Here is a 17,627-nt window from a genome sequence, read left to right as displayed (position 1 = left end):
TCGGGCCAGGGAGCGTTCATGCTTGGCGTGCGATGAACCGCCTGAGAGAACGTTGGCCAGCCGTGCGGGCCGTGTTGCTGACGGTCGTGGTCGTCCACGCCATCATCTATGGCATCCAGACCCCCGTGCTGAGCGAGGCGCGGCTCGAGCACCCGTACTGGCAGCCCCTGATCGCCCGTGTGCAGACGCTCACGGACGATACGGAAGCCGAGAGCCGCGCGCGCGTCGCGGCCTACAGCGCGACCCTCGCCGACGTGAAGGGGCGTGTGACGATGCCGCTCCAGTGGGCGTACGGGTTGCTGCTCGCCGGGCAGACCTGGAACATGTTCAGCGGGTCGGAGAAGCGGTCGTTCCAGCTGTACGTCGAGATGCGTCGCGCCGGCAGTGACACCTGGGAGACCCTCTACACGGTGCACGACCCGGACGCGGACTTCGAGGCGGAGCGGCTCGAATACCGTCGCATCCGCGCGGCGTACATCGCCTTCGACCACGGCACCCCCGGCCCCTACTATCCGTTCTGCAGGTGGATCGCGAAGCGTGTCTTCTACACTTTCAGCGATGCCGAGGAGGTGCGCGTCCGGATGCGTCGCCTCGACTACCGCGACCGCGACGAGCGCATCGCACGCTCCGAGCGCACCCGCTGGGGGAACGGCATGCGCCTGACGCGCGCCCAGTTCGAGGAAGACATGCGAGCCCTGCATGACTGAGTCCCCCATGACCCCCGCCGCCATCGACCTGCCCGGGTCGGCCTCCGGCCCCACCCGTTGGAGCCGCTACGTGGCGCTGTGGGACGAGCGGGAGCCCGCCACGGCCTTGGCGCTGCTGCGCATCGCCATCGGCTGCGTGATGGCCTACGACCTCATCTACCTGGTCTGCCTCGACCTCGCCCTCCCCATCTTCGACGACGCGATGGCCTACAACCTGGGGTTCAGCAGCCAGCTGAGCAGCCAGCCCTGGATACGTCGGCTGCTCGGCCCGGGGCCGTTGGCGATCTGGGTGGCGGTCTATGGCGGCATCGCCGCGGCGCTCATGTTCGCGGCGGGGTTCCTCACGCGCCTGTCCGGGGTCCTCGTGTTGGTCACGCAGGTGCAGATCATGGCGCTCTACATGGAGGGCAACCGCGGCATCGATCAGCTGCTGCGCCTCGTGGTCGTCGCCCTCGTCTTCAGCCGCAGTCACGAGACGCTCTCCGTCGATGCGCGCTTGCGTCATGGCCGCTGGGCACGCCCCTCGGTGCTGGTGCCCGCGTGGCCCCGCTACATGGTCATCCTGCAGCTGCTGTGGCTCTACACGTCGGCCGCCATCAGCAAGGACCACTACCTCTGGTCGGCGCGCGGCGACTACATGGCGCTGTTCTACATCCTCCGCTACCAGCACTTCGTCCGCTGGGACATGACCTGGTTACCGGCGTGGGTGACCCAGTTCGGCTGCTTCACGACGTACTGGTTCGAGGCTCTCGCGCCCCTGATGGTCATCGCTTGTTGGCGCACGCGGCGCGATGTCAGCCGCACCAAGCGCAGCACACGCGCGTGGTGGGCCTACAAGCGCCTCTGGATCCTGATCGGCGTGGGGCTGCACACCACGCTGCTCGTCTTGATGAACATCGGCATCTTCACCACGGGCATGCTCGCGCTCTACCTGTGTTGGGTGAACCCCGCGCTGCTGGCGCGTTTGCCGGACAGGCCGTGGTTCGCGCCCCTACGTTTCCGCCCGACGGAAGCGACGAACGCGGGCGAGCAGGCCGCGATGGCGCCCGCCTGAGCGCCAAGACGGCGCGCCCGTGAGCGCCAACGCAAACCGCCCCGCGGGCTCGGAGCGCGCGGGGCGGGGCGTATCTGGACGGACCCGATCTCAGCCCGGCGTCCGGCGCGTCACTTCGCCGAAGTTCTGCGGCGGCGTGTTCGACCGCGGCCGGTCCGTTGGCGTCCTTGGGGGCGGGGCTGCCGGGATGTGCCGCGGTGTCGGTGTGGACGGGCGCGGCGTGCTCGGCTGCCCCAGCTTGGTGCGCAGCGCCTCGCCCAGGTCCACACCCACGGCGGCCTTCACCTGCTCGTTGGCGGCCACGAGCTGACCCGCCAGTGAGCTTCCGCCGTTGCTGGTGTTGCCGTCCTGGCCGATGACCGTCAGGCGGTCGACCTTGATCTGACCGATGGTGCCGCTGACCTGCTGCAGCACGGGCAGGAGCTTCTGCATGAGCAACACGTCCCGGCCGGAGCCCGCGCTGCCGGAGTAGGTGCGCGCCAGGTCGGTGAGCACCTTGGCGGTGGCCTTGCCCTGCTCGATGGTCGTCACGGCGTTGGCCTGCGCCGCCGCGACCGCCTCGGAGCGCTGGGCCATGGCGGGCTGGATGATGTCCGCCTGCAGCCGCAGCTGCACCTGCGCGATGCGCGCGTCCTGCATCTGCACCTCGGCCTGCGCCGTAGCGACGTCGGCCTGCACGGCCGCGAGCTGCTCGGCGATGACCGCCTGGCGGCGAGTACGGGCGTCCGCGATGCGGCGCTCGTTCTCCTTGCGGGCGATCTCGATGGCGGTCTCGATCTTGGAGACCTCACCGCGCATTTGGCTGGTCCACTTCACCTCGGCGGCCTGGGCCTGAGCCTGGGCCTCGGCGATGGCGGCGTCCCGGCGGATGTGCGCGCTGCGCATGCGGCCGATGGCGTCGAGGTAGCCCACCTCGTCGGACACGTTCTGGATTTTGAGGGTGTCCAGCACGAGCCCGATGCGGTTGAGGTCGTGCTCGGCCTCTTCCGTGAGCTTGCTCGCGAAGGCCTCCTTGTCTTGGTTCACCTGCTCGGGCGTGAGCGTCGCGAGCACGCCGCGCAGGTTGCCCTCCAGGGTCTCCCGCGCGATCTGCATGATCTCCTGGCGGCTGCGCCCAAGAAAGCGTTCGAGCGCGTTGTGCAGCAGCGGGAGCTCACCCGGGATCTTGATGTTGGCCACACCGTTCACGCTGAGCGGGATGCCGCCTTTCGAGTACGCGTTCGTGACCGCCACCTCGATGATCATGTTGGTCAGATCGATGCGGTCGACCGTCTCGATGATGGGCTTCCGGATGGCGCGGCCGCCCTTGATGATGCGGTAGCCCACCTCGCCCACGCTGGACTGCCGTGTGGTGCCCGAGAAGACGAGCACCTCGTTGGGCTGACACACGTAGAGCAGGTTCCGGATGACGAAGACGATGACCATGAACGCCACGAAGGCGACGGCCAAGAGCGCCAGCAGCGCGACCAACGGGTTCATGAGGCACCTCGCTCGTTCAGGATCTCGGGGATGTTGACCCCGGTGCTGACGGCCAGGGCCTCCATGACCCGGCCCACCATCATCGGGTAGGCCGACGCGTAGGCCGCGAGCCCACCGCCGTCGCCCTGGTCGAGCACGGTGACCTCGCCGACGGACACGTCGCTCAGGTTGCCGACGACGGTGCCCACCAGCTCTTCGAGGTGCTGGATGACGTAGAGCTCCTTCGCGTGGGGCCCCATGGTCTGCCAGGCCTCGCTCAGCAAGCGCAGCACCTCGACCGCGGCGCGGCCGTTCTCGGCGGTCGGCGCGGCCTCACCCACGGCCAGGATGGCGCGGGCCTCGCGGTTGATGTTGGCGGGCACGACCACGTCGGCCTGCAGGCGCCGCTCCTCCACGGCTGCGCGCAGCGTCTGCAGCTCGCGCTCGGCCTGGGCTCGCGCCGTGCGGGCGGCCATCTCGGCCTCACGCTCGATGGCCAGCGCGCCACCGTCCAGCTCGGCGCGCACGCGGCGCAGCTCGTTCTGCTTCTCGATGATCATCGTCTCGGCCATGGCGCGCGAGACCTCGGCCTTCTGGTGCGAGCCGGCCTGAGCGCTGGTGATCTTCTCCTGCGCCTCGTTCTCGGCGTTCTCGGCGTCGCGCAACACGGCGGCGATGCGCGGGCGCCCGAGGGAGTCCAGGTAGCCCGTGTCGTCGTGCACGTTCTGGATCTTGAGCGTGTCCAGCATGAGGCCCAGCTTGTGCAGGTCGTCCTCCGCCGCGTGGATGAGCTTCTCCGCGAACTTCAGGCGGTCTTCGTTGACCTCTTCGGGCGTGAGCGAGGCCACGACTTCACGCACGGCACCCTCCAGGGTCTGTTGGGCGACCTGTTGGATCTCGCCTTGGGAGCGCCCCAGGAAGCGCTCGACCGCGTTGCGGATGACACGGTCGTCCGAGTGGATCTTGACCGTCGCGATGGCGTGGATCTGGAGCGGGATGTTGCCCGCCGAGTAGGCGTTCTGGATGCGGATGTCCACCGGCAGGAGGCGCATGTCCATGCGGTCTACCCGGTGCAGGATGGGGATGCGGATGCCACGCGCGCCTTGCTTCACGATGGCGTACGGCAGGATCTCCCCCCCAGGCCCGCGCGACTTCTTGCCGCTGAACACCAGGGCCTCGTTGGGGCGCGAGATCAGCAGGAACTGCCTCAAGAGCACGATGAACATGAGCAGCAAGAAGGCGAAGAAGAGCCCTGCCATGCCGGCCTTGATGACCATCTCCAGCACTTCCATGCCTGCGCTCGCCGGCTCCTCCGGGATGGGCGGCGGTGGGTACGCCGGTGGCGTGTAGCCCGTATACGGTTGCGTCATGTGAAACCCCAGCTCTCTGTGGTGGTGCTCCTCGAAACGGAGCGGAACTCTGTCAGTCAGCTGTCTGCGGACATGACCTTCGCGACGCGTGCCGTGGTGCCGTCCATCTCGATGATCATGACCTCGTCCTGGTTGTGGACGTCGCCCTCGTCGGTGGTGGCCAGGACGTCCACCAGGTTACCGCCGATCTCCACGCGGACCTTCCCCACGCCGCCCACCTGCGGGGCGACCAGCACGCGCGCGCTCTTTCCCACGAAGTCGCGCGACTCGGCGACGCGGCCCGACTGGTCCGAGCTGAGCACGCGCACGGCCTTGGAGATGCCGAAGCCCGCGGCAGAGCCCATGCCGACGGCGAGCGCGGCGGTGATGGCCTCGTGCGAGACCAGGGAGAAGCCGTCGAAGATGAGCCCAGTGAGCCCGAAGAAGGCCAGGAAGAACGTCCAGAAGCGCACCGAAGTCAGTGACCACAGCAGGAAGTCAGCGCCTCCACCCAGCTCCAGGTCCTTCGTGGCCTCGGGGCCGCCATCGGCATCTGCGCCGCCATCGGCATCTGCGCCTGCGTCCACATCTGCGCTGGCGTCCACATCCGCGCTCGCGTCCAGGTCGGGCCCGCCGCTCGCGCCCTCGAACCCGTCTTTCCCACCCAGCAGGAGAGACGCGCCCAAGAGGACGCCGCCGAGCGCGAGCGAGAACATGTAGACCGAGAGCAACATCGAAACGACCCCGTGACCCCCAAGGTGTTGGCTTTGGTCAGCGAGCGTACCATGGCAACGCCCCGCGCGTGTGACCCTTCCATGAACCGCGCCGATTGCCCCGTTTGGGCGCGCGCCGCGTATTCAGCTCATCTGGGGCCCGGGGGCGCCGAGCGCAAGGGCCAGCAGCTCGAAGCCAGCGCGTTCGACGAGCGCCTCGAAGCGCTGCGCGTCCGCTTCGCTGCCGAAGAACGCGATCGCGACGTCGCCACCCCCTGCACCGCTCGGCTTGGCGCGACCTCCGGCCTCGCGGGCCAGCTGGGCCACCACCGTCAGGTGCCGTTCCACGATGGGCGCCTGCGCCGCGTCACCGAGAGCAGCCATGGCCTCGTGGTAGCGCTCGGCCAGTGACAGCACGGCGGGTACGTCGCTGGACTCGAACGCATCCGCGAACGAGCGCGCGGTGTCGGCCAGGTCGCGTGCCAGCGTGGCGTAGGCGCCGCTCGCGCGTGCTTGGAAGCGCTTCACCTGGCCCACCAGATCGCTGGTCCGTGCGGCGTGGCCCGTCCACACCACGCGCGTCACCAGCCCGTGGGGAGGCGTGAGCGAGGCGCAGCGAGGCAAGCCTGACGGGCCGTTCACCGCAGGTTCGAAGCGCAGGTAGCCACCCAACGAAGACGCGGCCACGTCGGCCCCGCTGCCTTCGGGCGCGATCACGCGGTGCCCCCGGAAGGCCAGCTCGAACAGGAGGTCGCGCTGAGCGGTCACGTCTGGGGCGAGGCCAGCCCGTGACAGCGCGAGGGCGGCCGTCGCGGCTGCCGCGGCCGCCGACGACCCCAGCCCCAGCTTTTGTGCGCCGCTCGGGTCACGCAGCGCGCTCACGTCCACTACCGGAGGAGTGCTCGGTAGCTCGGGAAAGCGTTCGCGCGCGAGGTCCCAGGTGGCGCGCACCTCGGGGGGCGTGGGGGACGCGCCTGCGGTCTTCGTGGATCCTGCGCTGGGCGCGTCGTTCATCGGCGCGTCGTCTGTCGCGGGATGGAGCGACACGATGGCGCGTGCATCGACGGCGACCACGATCGCGGGCGCGCCGTCGAGCACGGCGTACTCCCCCGAGAGCATGAGCTTGCCGGGCGCCGACGCGCTCAGTCCCACTCGAGGACCTCCACGCCGGGTCCAGGGGCGTTCACGCTGGTGGCGATGACCCCTTCGGTGCGCCCGAGCGCACGGCGCACCCGCTCGGCGTCTGCGGCGTGGCAGAGGGCCTTCACGTGCGGACCCGCGTCCATCGTGGCGTAGACGGCCACCTCACGCCGCGAGCGCAGCTCTCGCACGGTCGCGAGCGCTGCGAGGGTGCCCGGCTGGAAGTAGAGGATGCCCGGTGCGGATGCCATCGCGCAGGCGTGGAAGGCCAGCGTGCTCTGCTCCATCGCCTCGCCCAGGAGCGTCAGGTCGCGCGCGTCGAGCCCCTTCTTGACCTTTCGCGACAGCTTCGGCGCGGCCGCGACCCAGGCCTCGTAGTACGGCGACGTGCGGCGCGAGCGCTCCATCCCGACCGTCGAACCGACCTTCTTGGGGCCCTTCGCGGTCTCCGCGACGACGATGCGCAGGTCCCAGTGATGCTCGTCGTGCAGCGGTCGCGCCGCCAGCTTGGCCTGGCCCGGCTTGCCCGCAGGGAGCTCCACGAAGCCGCCGTAGATGCTGCGTGCGGCCGAGGCGCTGGCTTGCCGCGCCATGGCGCTGACGCGCTTGTCGTCCCATGTGAGCCCCCCCGCGCGCGTGGCGGCGGCCGCCAGCGCGGCGAACCCCGAGGCGCTGGAGGCGAGCCCCGCGGCCGTCGGGAAGCGGTTCACCGAGCGCACCTCAGCGCGCTGCAGGTGGCCCGCTGCGGCACGCACCTGGTCGAGCATCTCGACCACGCGGCGGGTCTCGGCCTTGCTCGCGGGGCGATCGTCCAGGAACACGCGGTCGGCGCGCAAGCGCGGGTCGAAGCGCACGTCGGTCTCGGTGACCAGGCGGTCGAGCGTCATGCTCACGCTGGGGACGGCGGGCAGGTTCAGCGCGACGTCGGCTTTACCCCAGTATTTCGAGAGCGCGATGTTCGCTCGCGCGCGGACCTTGCAGTGGCTCATCCGCCGACCTCCGTGATGAAGCCCTCGGCGCCACACGCGCGGAGGGCATCGAGAATGAGCGCGGCGGTGTCTTGCTCGGGGGCCAGCGCGACCATGCAGCCCCCGCCGCCCGCGCCCGTGACCTTGGCCCCCAGCGCGCCCGCGCCGCGGGCCGCCGCGCAGAGCGTCTCGAGCCGCGGCGTGGAGAGCATCAAGGCGCTCAGCAGGCTGTGGTTCATGTCCATCAGCTGGCCGAGCGCGCGCACGTCACCGGCCTCGACCGCCAGGCGGGCGTTGCGCACCAGCGCCGCGATGGCGTCGAACAGCTCGCCGATGCGCGCCGGCTCGCGCTCGAGCTGCTGGGCCACGAGCGCCACCATCTCCTTGGTCTCCGAGGCTTCCCCGCTGTGCCCCACGACCAGCACCAAAGGGCGGCGCGTGTGGACGGCCTGCAGCGCCGCGCCCCGCGTGAACAGCGCGACGCCGCCCACGGCGGCCATCGTGTTGTCCACGCCCGAGGGGTTGCCGTGGAAGACTCTCTCCCAGGTCAGCGTCTGCGTGGCGCGCTCTCCGGGCGTACGCGCGATGCCCCAGAGCGTGTCCAGGGCGGCGCTCGTGGCGACGCCCATCGCGGCCGACGCCCCGAGGCCAGCGCCGGCGGGGAGCTCCAGGGTGACCTGCACGTGCACGGGGTGCGCCGTCTCGTACGTCCCCAGCAGCGCCGCGAGGGCACGCCCCAGGGGGTGCTCGGCGTCCTCTACGGCCGTCACGTCCACCTGCCCGTCGGCGAACACGAACCGCGCTGTGCTCGGACCTTTGCTGATCGTGGTCGCGTCGGCTCGTGCCCCGCGTGAGAGACCGGCAGCGAGCGCGGGGCGGCCATGCACCACGCTGTGCTCGCCCAGCAGGATGACCTTGCCGCAGCCCGTCCCCGCCGCGCTGGACCGCGCGGCTGGCGCGACCTGGGGGGCGCTGGTCATCGGTCGCGGTCCGTCAGCTTCGTCGCCAGCTCGGTCAGGCGCTCGCGGCCCACGCGCGAGAGCCCTCCCTGTTTCAACGCGTCGAGGGCCACGTCACGCAGCTCCGTGCAGCGGGCCTCGAGAGCGGCCTGAGCGCCACACGCCACGAGCGCTTCCATCGCGGCGGCCACGTCCGTATCGTCTGCGTCCTGGCGCCCGAACACGGCCGCCAGCGCGTCCCTGCCAGCGGCGTCCAGGCGACGCTCGGCTTCGACGATGAGGCCTGTGCGCTTGCCGTGGCGCAGGTCGTCGCCCGGCTTGCCGGTGTCGCTGGCCGTGGCGAATGTCCCCAGCAGGTCGTCGCGCAGCTGGAACGCTTCGCCCAAGGGGTCGGCCCAGCCCGTCAGCGCCAGCACCTGGTCTGGGTTTGCGTCCGCCAGGACCCCGCCGAGCTGCGCGGGGCCGCGCACCGTGTAGCTGCCCGTCTTCAGGTGGTGCATGCGCTCCACGTCGGGGTCGGCGACCACGTCCAGGTGCTGCCCGAAGTAGACCTCGACCTGCAGCGTCGAGAACGCCTCGAAGCCCTCGTCGCGGCGCCACTTGGGGAAGGGGGCCTCCGCCATCAGCTCCCACGCGTAGGTACCCGCCAGGTCTCCCGTGAGGACGCCCAGGCAGTCCGCGATGTGCTGTTCGCGGCCGGGCTCCCGGAACATGGTGTGCACCGCGGGTCCGCCGCGGCGCTCCTCGTCGCGGTCCATCCAGTCGTCGTGGATGAGCAGGTAGCTCTGCAGCAGCTCCAGCGACGCGCCCGCGGCCACGCAGTCCGCGAGGTCTCCGTCGGGGCTCACCGCGCTGTAGGCGGCGGCCAGCACCAGCGGGCGCAGGCGCTTGCCTCCGCGCAACGTGAGCGCAGCCGTGGCGTCCACCATCTCCACGCCGCGCGGCGAGAGGAGCTGGGCCTGCGCGCGCTTCTTGTCGAAGAACGCGGCCAAGTGAGCGTCGACGCGCTCGCGGACGAAGGTCGACCAACTGGGGTTGCTGTGTTGCGTCACGCTGCGCTCCTCTTACGCTCGGGCTATTCCTCAGGCAAGTTGCGCGGGCCGCCCGCGCGGCTGAGCGAGAGCAGCGCATGACCGACGAGATCCGACAACGAAAAGCCGACCATCTGGACCTTTGCGCGACGGATCAAGTCGCTTTTCGCGGTCGGACCACGCTGCTGGAGCAGGTGCGCTTCGTGCACCAGAGCCTGCCCGAGCTGGCGCTGGACGATTTGGACCTCAGCGTCGAGCTATTGGGCAAGGGGCTGCGCGCGCCGTTGGTGATCTCGGCCATGACGGGCGGGCACGAGCGGGCCGAAGAGATCAACCGCACGCTCGCCGGCATCGCCGAGCGGCGCGGGTATGGCTTCGGGCTGGGGAGCCAGCGCGCGATGTTGCTGCGGCCCGAGGCGACCTCTACCTACCGCGTGCGCGACGTTGCGCCGGGCGTGCTCTTGCTGGGCAACATCGGCGCGGTCCAGGCACGCGACATGAGCACGGCGGACGTGGCGCGCATGGTCGAGGACGTGGGCGCCGACGCGCTGTGCGTGCACCTGAACCCGGCCATGGAGCTGATCCAGCCGGAGGGCGACCGCGACTTCCGCGGCTGCCTCGCCGCCATCGAGCGGCTCGTGCGCGACCTCGCCGTGCCCGTGGTGGCGAAGGAGACCGGCAACGGGCTCAGCCGGCGCGCGCTGACGCAGCTGCGTGACGTGGGCGTGCAGCACGTGGACACGAGCGGCGCGGGCGGCACGTCGTGGGTGGGCGTGGAGACGCTGCGCGCCGAGGGCGGCCAGCGCGAGCTGGGCGAGGCCCTGTGGGACTGGGGCGTGCCGACGGCCGCTTCGGTGCACTACGCGCAGGAGCTGGGCCTGGTGAGCATCGCGACGGGCGGCGTGGCCAGCGGGCACGACGTCGCGCGCGCCATCGCGCTGGGCGCGCAGGCCGGTGGCATCGCGCGGCCGGTGTTCATGGCGCTCTCGAGCGGCGGTGAGGCCGCGGCCGAGGCCTTCCTGGACGGCGTGGAGCGCGAGCTGCGCGCCATCATGCTGCTGACGGGGAGTCGTTGCGTCGCGGACCTGCGTCGCGCCGAGCGGCGCGTGGGGGCCGCGCTACGCGAGTGGACGGAGTGAGCTCGCCTCCCGAGAGCCGCGACGACGACGGGCTGTCTGGATGCGCCCACGCGGCCCTGCGCGTGGAGCGCTTGTTCTTGCGCGGTTTTCGCAACCTCGCGCGCCTCGACTTCGAGCCTGGCCCGCGCTTCAACGTGGTGCATGGGGACAACGGCGCAGGCAAGAGCAACCTGCTCGAGGCCATTCACTACATGGGTGCGCTGAGGAGCTTCCGCGGTGCCAAGACCGAAGACATCGTGCGCTTGGACGAGCCCAACGCCGTGCTGCGCGCGCGGGTGGGCGGCGAGCTCGCGCCGCGCACGTACACGGTGGGGCTGGAGCGCGGCAAGGCGCGCAAGCTGCAGCTGGACGACAAGCGCCCGCGCTCGCTCGCGGCCTGGCACGGCACGTTCCCGATGGTGCTGTTCCATCCCGGCGACGTGGAGCTGGCGGGTGGCTCGCCCGAGCTGCGGCGCGCCTTCCTCGACCGCATGCTCGAGCAGCTGGATCCCGCCTACGGCAGCGCGCTCGCGACCTACACCAAGGCGCTGCGCAGCCGGAACAGGCTGCTGAAGCAAGACCCCATCGACCCGCGTTCGGTGCGCAGCTACGACGCCATCTTGGCGGATGCCGGGGCGGTGATTGGCCGGGCGCGGGCCTCGTTGGTGACCAGCCTGGCGCCCCGTGTGGCGCAGGCCTTCCACGACGTGGCAGGGGTGGAGCTGCCCCTCGACGTGAGCTATCGACCGCGCGTCGCGCCCGAGCGGGAGACGCTGCTGCGCACACTGGAGCAGGCGTTCGAGAAGGACTGCGCGCGGGGCTTCACCGCCGATGGTCCGCACGCCGACGACTTGGCGCTGACGGTGCGCGCGATCGCCGCGAAGCACCACGCATCCCAGGGGCAGCAGCGTGCCATCGTCTTGGCGCTCAAGGTGGCGGAGCTGGACGAGCTCAGCGCGCGCACCGGCAAGGTCCCGGTGCTGCTGCTGGACGACGTGAGCAGCGAGCTCGACCGCGGGCGCAACCGGCGCTTGTTCGAGCTGCTGTCGCGCCTCGGCGGGCAAGTGTTCCTGTCCACCACGCACCCCGAGTTCATTCTGCTGGAGGAACACCGGCGGGACTTCCACGTGGCGCGCGGGGTGGTCACGCCGAGCGGGGGGTGAGGCGCGGACGGGCTTGGGGGCGGGGGTCGCGGTTTCCGGGGCCCGGTTCCCGAGTCCCGGTTCCCGAGTCCCGGTTCCCGGTTCCCATTTCCCGTTCCGTGGTTCCCGGTTCCCATTTCCCGTTCCGTGGTTCCCGGTTCCCGGTTCCCGGTTCCCGGTTCCCATTTCCCGTTCCGTGGTTCCCGGTTCCCATTTCCCGTTCCGTGGTTCCCGGTTCCCATTTCCCGTGTCCCGTTTCCCGTGGCTCGAGTTGCTCGGCTGAGCGCTCTTGGGTTGGTGGCGCTTTGGCTCGGGGTGAGGTTTGGGACGCTTTGGGGCGGGCCGCGCGGAGAGGTCGAGGTAGCACGGTGCTCGCCCTGTCACGCCCGACCCTGCGGGTCGCTTTTCCTGCCGAAAAGGTCGGCGGGACAGGGCTGCGACTCCGTGCGGGGGGCGGGGTCTCAGCGCGGCCCAACGCCGCAGAAGGGCCTTGGCATGACACGTACGGAAGACCTCATCTTGTCCACCATCCGGGAGGCGACGCCAGTGATTCGCGTGATGGCGCGGCGAGCTCCGGATCTGGCTCGGCAGACCGAGCGGGCTCTGCACTCGGTTGCTCTCCAGTACGCCGAGGGGACGTACGCTCGGGGCGGCAACCGGGACGCTGGAGCACGGACCAGGATCGCCGGATGGGTCCAGCGCCGGACGAAGCCTCGCAGGCAAGGCGTTGATGACGAGTCGATACCGCATCGGCGAGGAGGAGCAACGCCGCATGCGGGCTCTTCGATTGCTGGCCTGCCGGTCCTGGTCCGTGCTCCCTGCTGCAGGGCGTAATGCGAGTGCCAAGGAGGCCATGGCTGCCGTGGGTGGCTGTATTGTGGGCGCTCATTGCCGAGGGCGCGGAGCACGCTGGACGGGCTGACCACGTCGCGGCGGTGTTGCACCTGAAGCACGCGGGCCGCGCTGGCACGCTGGGTCGAGTCCGGCTGCCACGGTGGGCCTGACTGTGCCTGGTTCCCAGTGTTCCTGGTGTCCTGGTGTCCAGTGCCCGGTTCCCAGTGTCCTGCGTCCCGTTCCCTGCGCCTGGTGCCGGTTTCCCTGGTGTCCCGTTTCCGGTGCCTGGTGTCCCGGCCCCTGGTAACCTGTTTCCCGGTGCTGGTTTCCTGGTGTCCTGTTTCCCTGCGCCCGGTGTGTCCCGGTGTCCCAGTTTCTGGCTGTTTCCCGTGGGCCGGTGACTGTGTTCCGCGGTCTTCTCATTCTCGGAGATGCAGGGAGGGCGTGGTGGCGTGAAGCCGGGAGCGCCGCCGAGCGAGGTGCGCGGCGGTCCCCCCTGCGGGGCTGTCAGTTCGCTTCGATGCGCCGAGCGCACGTAACCAGCTCGGGGAACTCGGCTCGCAGGTAGGTGTTGCCTTCCGCGCGCATGCGACCCTGGTCGGGCCGCGGGCCGCGCGGGGCGCCTCGCCGCAGCCGTTGTAGAGGCTGTCCACCACGGCCATGTTCGCGGCCCGCACCTGCGCGAAGGGCGAGAAGCCCATGCCGTCCAGGGCTTGCGGTTGTCGCCGAAGCTGATGAAGAACCAAAGTCGTACGTAGTGCCAGCTGCGCGGGCGGAAGCTCAGCATGCCGCGCGCGTTGCTCTTGCGATGGGGTTGTCCCGGATGTTGCTGTCGCGCCAGCGCGAGTTCGCCGCCAACCCGTGGATGATTCGCGCCGAAGCCCTCGATGACGCGAAGAACGCGTGACGTCCGGTGTAGTAGCCGGCCTCGACCAGTTTGCGGAAGCGCTGGTGCCCAGCGCGGCGCCCACTGGATGCACGTCGATGTGGATGGCCTTCGTGGTGTCGAGCACCACGGTGAATGGCTCGGCGGACGGTGGAGCGGCGGGGGGCCGCGGAGGGCCGCACCACCGGCGCGCGCTTCCTCCACGCGCGAGCCCGCTGAAGGACAGGCGCGCCCAGCGCGAAGAGGGACCAAGGCGAAGAGACAGGAGACGGGCGAGCGCATGGCTGCCGATACTACTGGCGCGCCTCGTCACCCCTGCATATGCGCCTGCGGGCCTGGGACGTGGAACCAGGAAGGGACACCGGGAAACGGAACGACACGGGCACTGGGACACGGGGTAACTGGACACGGGAACCAGGAATCAGGGAATCGGGACGCCAGGCCACGGACATGGGGAACCGGAAGGGCCACTGGAACGGAAACGGGACACGGAACCGGATGCAGGGAATTGGAACCAGGACCCTGCCCCCCGCTCCACTGGCTCCAACCCCCGTCCGGCGCTACCTCTCCGCGCATGTCCGCCCCCAAGACCACATCCACTTCATCTCGCCTGGCTGCGTTGAAGAACTGCGTGGACACCGAGGTGATGCTCGCGTGTCCGGCTTGTCTGGCTGCGCCGGTGGACGACCCGAGGCGGCCGAGGTCATCGCCGCTAACACCTGCGGCTTCATCGACGCAGCCAAGGAAGAGTCGGTGGACACCATCCGAGATGGCGGAGCCTGCGCACGGGCGTGTTAGGCTGGGTGGTCGCGGGCTGCTCGTAGAGCGCATGCGGGCGAACGACCGAGATGCCCGAGATCACTTCGGGCTCGAGCGATATGCCTGCTGGGCACGTGCTGACACGCGCGGCGGCGGCGCGCATGTTGGTGGGCAACCCCTGCTGAGTGGACCGTGCGCGCCACCGACCCACGCATCGCTTACCCAGCGCGTACAGCGCGTACGTGAAAATCGCTGAGGGCTGCAAACCTGCCGCGCAGTTTGCGCCATTCCGGGCATCCAAGCAGCGCTCGCGCACCGTGGAGGACGTCGTCATGGAGGCCACAAAGAGCTCGCCGAGCGCGGCGTGGTGGAGCTCAACCCTCGTCAGCCAAGACACCATCGCCTTTCTGCCGCGACTCACGCAGAAGGCCACCCTGGCGCAGCTGATCGAAGCGCGGCCGAGGTGTCGGCATCGAGTGGGTGCGCGTCCACTACCTGTACCCCGAGTCTCGACCGGTTTCCGTCAGTGCTCTGTTTGCAGAGCAGCAACTTAAGGTGCTCCCCACATCGACATGCCCAACACGCGGCCGACGCCATGCCTATGCGCATGCGTCGCGGGCACGGCGGGAGCGCCTGCAAGGTGGACACGCTGCGCGAGAACATCCCGGACATGGTCTTCCGCACCACGTTCATCGGGCCACCTGGCGAGACTGCGGCGGACTTCGCCGAGCTGGAAGAAGTTCGTGCAGCATGCCGAGCCTCGATCACGGGCGTGTTCCGCTACTCGCACGAGAGGACACGCACGCGGTAATTCATGACCGACCTGGTGGAGCCTGAGGTGATCGGTGAGCGCCGCACGAGGAGCTGATGGACCTGCAGCGCCCCATCAGCCACGACAAGCTCGAGGCGCGCGTGGGGACCGAGCTCGAGGTGCTGGTCGACGGTGAGAGCGACGAGAGCGAGTTCTTGCTCGAGGGGCGCTGGTGGGGGCAGGCCCCCGACGTGGACGGCAAGATCTACCTGGCCAACGGCGAAGCCCAACCGGGTGAGATCCGCCGCGCCTTGGTGCGCGAGGCGGGCGACTACGACCTGATGGCCGACCTCCTGGACCGCGATGGGAACTGGGTGGCGCCACCCGGCGTGGAGCGCCCGGAGCCCCGCGCACCCTCGGCGCGCGCCAGGGCGAAGAAGAAGCTCCGCGTCATGTGAGCCCCACGGCACGTGGTCCGCTGCGTGGTCCGGGACTCGTGCCCCGGGTTTCTGGAGCTCGTATCCGGGGACTCGTGGACGGCGACTGCTGCACCGGACGGCAGGTACCGTACGCGGGAATCGTGTTCCGAGCCTCGCCGTGATAGACCGAGAGGCCGATGCCCAAGATGAGCACGCGCCGCAAGCTCGCGATCGCCACGTGGTCGGCCCCCAACGAGGGCAACATCTACGGCAAGCTGTCGGTGGACGCGACGCGCGCGCTCGCCTACCTCGACAAGGTGCGTGAGGAGACCGGTGAGAAGGTCACCATCACGCACTTCGTCGGCAAGGTCGTGGCGGCAGCGCTGCGCGAGGCCCCAGGGCTCAACGGCTACCTGCGCTTCGGGGCGTTCCATCCGCACGACACGGTCGACCTCGCGTTTCTGGTTGCGCTCGAGGAGGGCAGCGACCTCGGCAAGGTCAAGGTGGAGCGAGCGGACGAGAAGCGCCTCGAGGACTTGGCGCGAGAGTTCGGGGCCGCGGCGGCAAAGCTGCGGGCCGGCAAAGACCAGCAGTTCAAGAAGAGCAACAACCTCGCGCGCCTGCTGCCCACGTGGGTCATCCGCCCCTTGCTGCGCTTCATCGGGTGGCTCACGGGCTCCATCGGGCTGTCGCTGCCCAGCGCGGGGCTCGAGGCCTTCCCATTCGGGGCGTGCATTATCACGAGCGTCGGCATGCTCGGCCTCGACGAGGGTTTCGTGCCGCCTACGCCCTTCGCGCGCGTCCCTGTGTACGTACTGCTCGGGGCCATCCGCGATCAGCCGGTCGTCGAGGACGGACAGATCGTCGTGCGTCCCATGCTCACCATCACCGCCACCATCGACCATCGCTTCATGGACGGCTTCCAGGGCGGGGTGCTGGCGCGCAAGGTGCGTGAGATCTTCGCAGACCCGACGTTGCTCTACCCGGCGGGCTGACCCCTGCGCTCCTTCGCGCAGCGGATTCAGCCTTGTTTTTCACGGTCCGTGCGTTTTCCCCTCGCCGAAAGCGAGACGAAACACTCCCGAAACAATGATCCAGCTATAACCCCAGCGGACATCGAGCGAGACCCCACGTCGGGCTTCCAGCCGACGCCTCGCGAGGACACATCACGCGCACCGGGCGGGATTCCCCCGCTCTTCGAATCGGAGAATTTCGATGGCTAAGATCAGGGCTGAGTACATTTGGATCGACGGCACCGAGCCGACCCCCCTCCTCCGTTCCAAGACCAAGGTCATGGACGAGGGCGACACCCCGCCCGAGTGGGGTTTCGACGGCTCCAGCACGAACCAGGCGACGGGCGACCGCTCCGACTGCATCCTGCGTCCCGTCTTCACGTGCCCGGACCCCCTCCGCGCCGAGGGCGACATCCTGGTCGTGTGCGACGTCTACTCGGCCGACGGATCCGTCCACCCGTCCAACACCCGCGCCGCCTGCGCCGCCGCCGAAGAGAAGCACAAGGCCCAGGAGGCCTGGTACGGCATGGAGCAGGAGTACACGCTCATGAAGAACGGGCGGCCCTACGGCTTCCCGGAGAACGGCTACCCTGGTCCCCAGGGCCCGTACTACTGCGGCACCGGTGCGAGCAACGTCATGGGTCGCGAGCTCATCGAGGAGCACCTCGAGGCGTGCATCATGGCCGGCCTCAAGATCAGCGGCATCAACGCCGAGGTCATGCCGGGTCAGTGGGAGTTCCAGATCGGGCCCGCCGGTCCGACCGAGGTGGGCGACCACATGACCGTCGCGCGCTACCTGCTCTGCCGCATGGCCGAGAACTACGGGGTCGACGCCAGCTTCGACGCCAAGCCCGCCCGCGGTGACTGGAACGGCGCCGGCTGCCACACCAACTTCTCCACCAAGGCCATGCGTGAGCCCGGCGGCTGGGACGTCATCATCGCGGCCTGCGAGAAGCTCGGTCAGCCCGAGAAGATCAAGCTGCACATCGCCAACTACGGCCACGACATCGAGAGCCGCCTCACCGGCAAGCACGAGACCTGCTCCTACAAGGAGTTCAAGTACGGCGTGTCCGACCGCGGCGCCTCCATCCGCATCCCTCTCGCCACCAAGCTGCAGGGCTACGGCTACCTCGAGGATCGTCGCCCGAACGCCAACATGGACCCGTACACCGTCGCGCGTCTCCTCCTCGAGACCACCTGCGACTGATGCTCGGTCACCGCGGCGTCGTGTTCGCGACGACGGCGCAGGCCACCTGATGAACGCCACGGGCTTCGGCTCGTGGCGTTTGTCATTGGGCGTCCGCCGTGACGAGGCGCCGAACTTCG

General features: G+C 69.6%; 16 protein-coding genes. 9 read left to right on the top strand and 7 right to left on the bottom strand.

The annotated features are described in order from the left end of the window. Positions 1-32 precede the first annotated feature (32 nt). The gene (locus H6726_30980; protein ID MCB9662106.1) at positions 33-707 is read left to right on the top strand and encodes a hypothetical protein; all 675 of its coding nucleotides are present in this window, start codon (positions 33-35) and stop codon (positions 705-707) included. After that, a complete protein-coding gene (locus H6726_30975) occupies positions 700-1,761 on the top strand; it encodes a hypothetical protein (protein ID MCB9662105.1) in 1,062 nt (353 codons plus the stop codon). The genes H6726_30980 and H6726_30975 overlap by 8 nt, the downstream gene beginning before the upstream one ends. A gap of 90 nt (positions 1,762-1,851) precedes the next feature. Here the strand turns inward: H6726_30975 and H6726_30970 are convergent, their stop codons facing one another. The 7 genes from H6726_30970 to H6726_30940 all read right to left on the bottom strand — a co-directional run bounded on the left by H6726_30970 (position 1,852) and on the right by H6726_30940 (position 9,400). Next, positions 1,852-3,186 carry a flotillin family protein gene (locus H6726_30970; protein MCB9662104.1) on the bottom strand — a complete coding sequence of 445 codons (1,335 nt, stop codon included), beginning with the start codon at positions 3,184-3,186 and terminating at the stop codon, positions 1,852-1,854. Between the two features lie 50 nt (positions 3,187-3,236). Continuing rightward, entirely contained in the window at positions 3,237-4,589 is a 1,353-nt protein-coding gene (locus H6726_30965; GenBank protein MCB9662103.1) for a flotillin family protein, read from the bottom strand. 56 nt (positions 4,590-4,645) lie between these two features. Next, complete coding sequence (locus tag H6726_30960; protein ID MCB9662102.1) at positions 4,646-5,302, bottom strand: NfeD family protein; 657 nt, start codon at positions 5,300-5,302, stop codon at positions 4,646-4,648. 123 nt (positions 5,303-5,425) lie between these two features. Continuing rightward, entirely contained in the window at positions 5,426-6,433 is a 1,008-nt protein-coding gene (locus H6726_30955) for a hypothetical protein (GenBank protein ID MCB9662101.1), read from the bottom strand. Beyond that, the gene (gene mvaD, locus H6726_30950; GenBank protein MCB9662100.1) at positions 6,424-7,410 is read right to left on the bottom strand and encodes a diphosphomevalonate decarboxylase; all 987 of its coding nucleotides are present in this window, start codon (positions 7,408-7,410) and stop codon (positions 6,424-6,426) included. Before mvaD ends, H6726_30955 begins: the two co-directional genes overlap by 10 nt. Next, positions 7,407-8,369: a mevalonate kinase gene (gene mvk, locus H6726_30945; GenBank protein ID MCB9662099.1), complete on the bottom strand. Its 963-nt coding sequence runs from the start codon at positions 8,367-8,369 to the stop codon at positions 7,407-7,409. Before mvk ends, mvaD begins: the two co-directional genes overlap by 4 nt. Beyond that, on the bottom strand, positions 8,366-9,400 hold the full coding sequence (locus H6726_30940; GenBank protein MCB9662098.1) for a polyprenyl synthetase family protein: 1,035 nt from the start codon (positions 9,398-9,400) through the stop codon (positions 8,366-8,368). Before H6726_30940 ends, mvk begins: the two co-directional genes overlap by 4 nt. 77 nt (positions 9,401-9,477) lie before the next feature. Here H6726_30940 and H6726_30935 point away from each other — a divergent pair, with 77 nt between their 5' ends. The 7 genes from H6726_30935 to H6726_30905 all read left to right on the top strand — a co-directional run bounded on the left by H6726_30935 (position 9,478) and on the right by H6726_30905 (position 17,508). Continuing rightward, on the top strand, positions 9,478-10,518 hold the full coding sequence (locus H6726_30935; protein MCB9662097.1) for a type 2 isopentenyl-diphosphate Delta-isomerase: 1,041 nt from the start codon (positions 9,478-9,480) through the stop codon (positions 10,516-10,518). Continuing rightward, complete coding sequence (locus H6726_30930; GenBank protein MCB9662096.1) at positions 10,515-11,660, top strand: DNA replication/repair protein RecF; 1,146 nt, start codon at positions 10,515-10,517, stop codon at positions 11,658-11,660. Before H6726_30935 ends, H6726_30930 begins: the two co-directional genes overlap by 4 nt. A gap of 2,353 nt (positions 11,661-14,013) precedes the next feature. Beyond that, on the top strand, positions 14,014-14,157 hold the full coding sequence (locus H6726_30925) for a hypothetical protein (GenBank protein MCB9662095.1): 144 nt from the start codon (positions 14,014-14,016) through the stop codon (positions 14,155-14,157). A 568-nt stretch (positions 14,158-14,725) separates the two neighbouring features. After that, positions 14,726-14,929, top strand: coding sequence for a hypothetical protein (locus H6726_30920; protein ID MCB9662094.1), 204 nt, complete (start codon positions 14,726-14,728; stop codon positions 14,927-14,929). Positions 14,930-14,985: 56 nt separating this feature from the next. Beyond that, positions 14,986-15,327 (top strand): hypothetical protein, encoded by a 342-nt coding sequence (locus tag H6726_30915; GenBank protein MCB9662093.1) that lies wholly within the window; start codon positions 14,986-14,988, stop codon positions 15,325-15,327. Positions 15,328-15,485: 158 nt separating this feature from the next. Then, a complete protein-coding gene (locus tag H6726_30910) occupies positions 15,486-16,283 on the top strand; it encodes a 2-oxo acid dehydrogenase subunit E2 (GenBank protein MCB9662092.1) in 798 nt (265 codons plus the stop codon). Positions 16,284-16,503: 220 nt separating this feature from the next. Further along, positions 16,504-17,508 (top strand): glutamine synthetase beta-grasp domain-containing protein, encoded by a 1,005-nt coding sequence (locus H6726_30905; protein MCB9662091.1) that lies wholly within the window; start codon positions 16,504-16,506, stop codon positions 17,506-17,508. Positions 17,509-17,627 lie beyond the last annotated feature (119 nt).

It is taken from the genome of Sandaracinaceae bacterium (assembly GCA_020633055.1).
GTDB lineage: Bacteria > Myxococcota_A > Polyangia > Polyangiales > Houyiibacteriaceae > JADJJE01.
This window is presented reverse-complemented; position numbering and strand designations above follow the sequence as displayed.

Coding starts and splice junctions, on each gene's coding strand:
- H6726_30935 (MCB9662097.1), top strand. CDS start 9,478: ATGACCGACGAGATCCGACAACGAAAAGCCGACCATCTGGACCTTTGC.
- H6726_30975 (MCB9662105.1), top strand. CDS start 700: ATGACTGAGTCCCCCATGACCCCCGCCGCCATCGACCTGCCCGGGTCG.
- mvaD (MCB9662100.1), bottom strand. CDS start 7,410: ATGAGCCACTGCAAGGTCCGCGCGCGAGCGAACATCGCGCTCTCGAAA.
- H6726_30920 (MCB9662094.1), top strand. CDS start 14,726: ATGCGTCGCGGGCACGGCGGGAGCGCCTGCAAGGTGGACACGCTGCGC.
- H6726_30970 (MCB9662104.1), bottom strand. CDS start 3,186: ATGGTCATCGTCTTCGTCATCCGGAACCTGCTCTACGTGTGTCAGCCC.
- H6726_30960 (MCB9662102.1), bottom strand. CDS start 5,302: ATGTTGCTCTCGGTCTACATGTTCTCGCTCGCGCTCGGCGGCGTCCTC.
- H6726_30980 (MCB9662106.1), top strand. CDS start 33: ATGAACCGCCTGAGAGAACGTTGGCCAGCCGTGCGGGCCGTGTTGCTG.
- mvk (MCB9662099.1), bottom strand. CDS start 8,369: ATGACCAGCGCCCCCCAGGTCGCGCCAGCCGCGCGGTCCAGCGCGGCG.
- H6726_30915 (MCB9662093.1), top strand. CDS start 14,986: ATGGACCTGCAGCGCCCCATCAGCCACGACAAGCTCGAGGCGCGCGTG.
- H6726_30965 (MCB9662103.1), bottom strand. CDS start 4,589: ATGACGCAACCGTATACGGGCTACACGCCACCGGCGTACCCACCGCCG.
- H6726_30905 (MCB9662091.1), top strand. CDS start 16,504: ATGGCTAAGATCAGGGCTGAGTACATTTGGATCGACGGCACCGAGCCG.
- H6726_30910 (MCB9662092.1), top strand. CDS start 15,486: ATGCCCAAGATGAGCACGCGCCGCAAGCTCGCGATCGCCACGTGGTCG.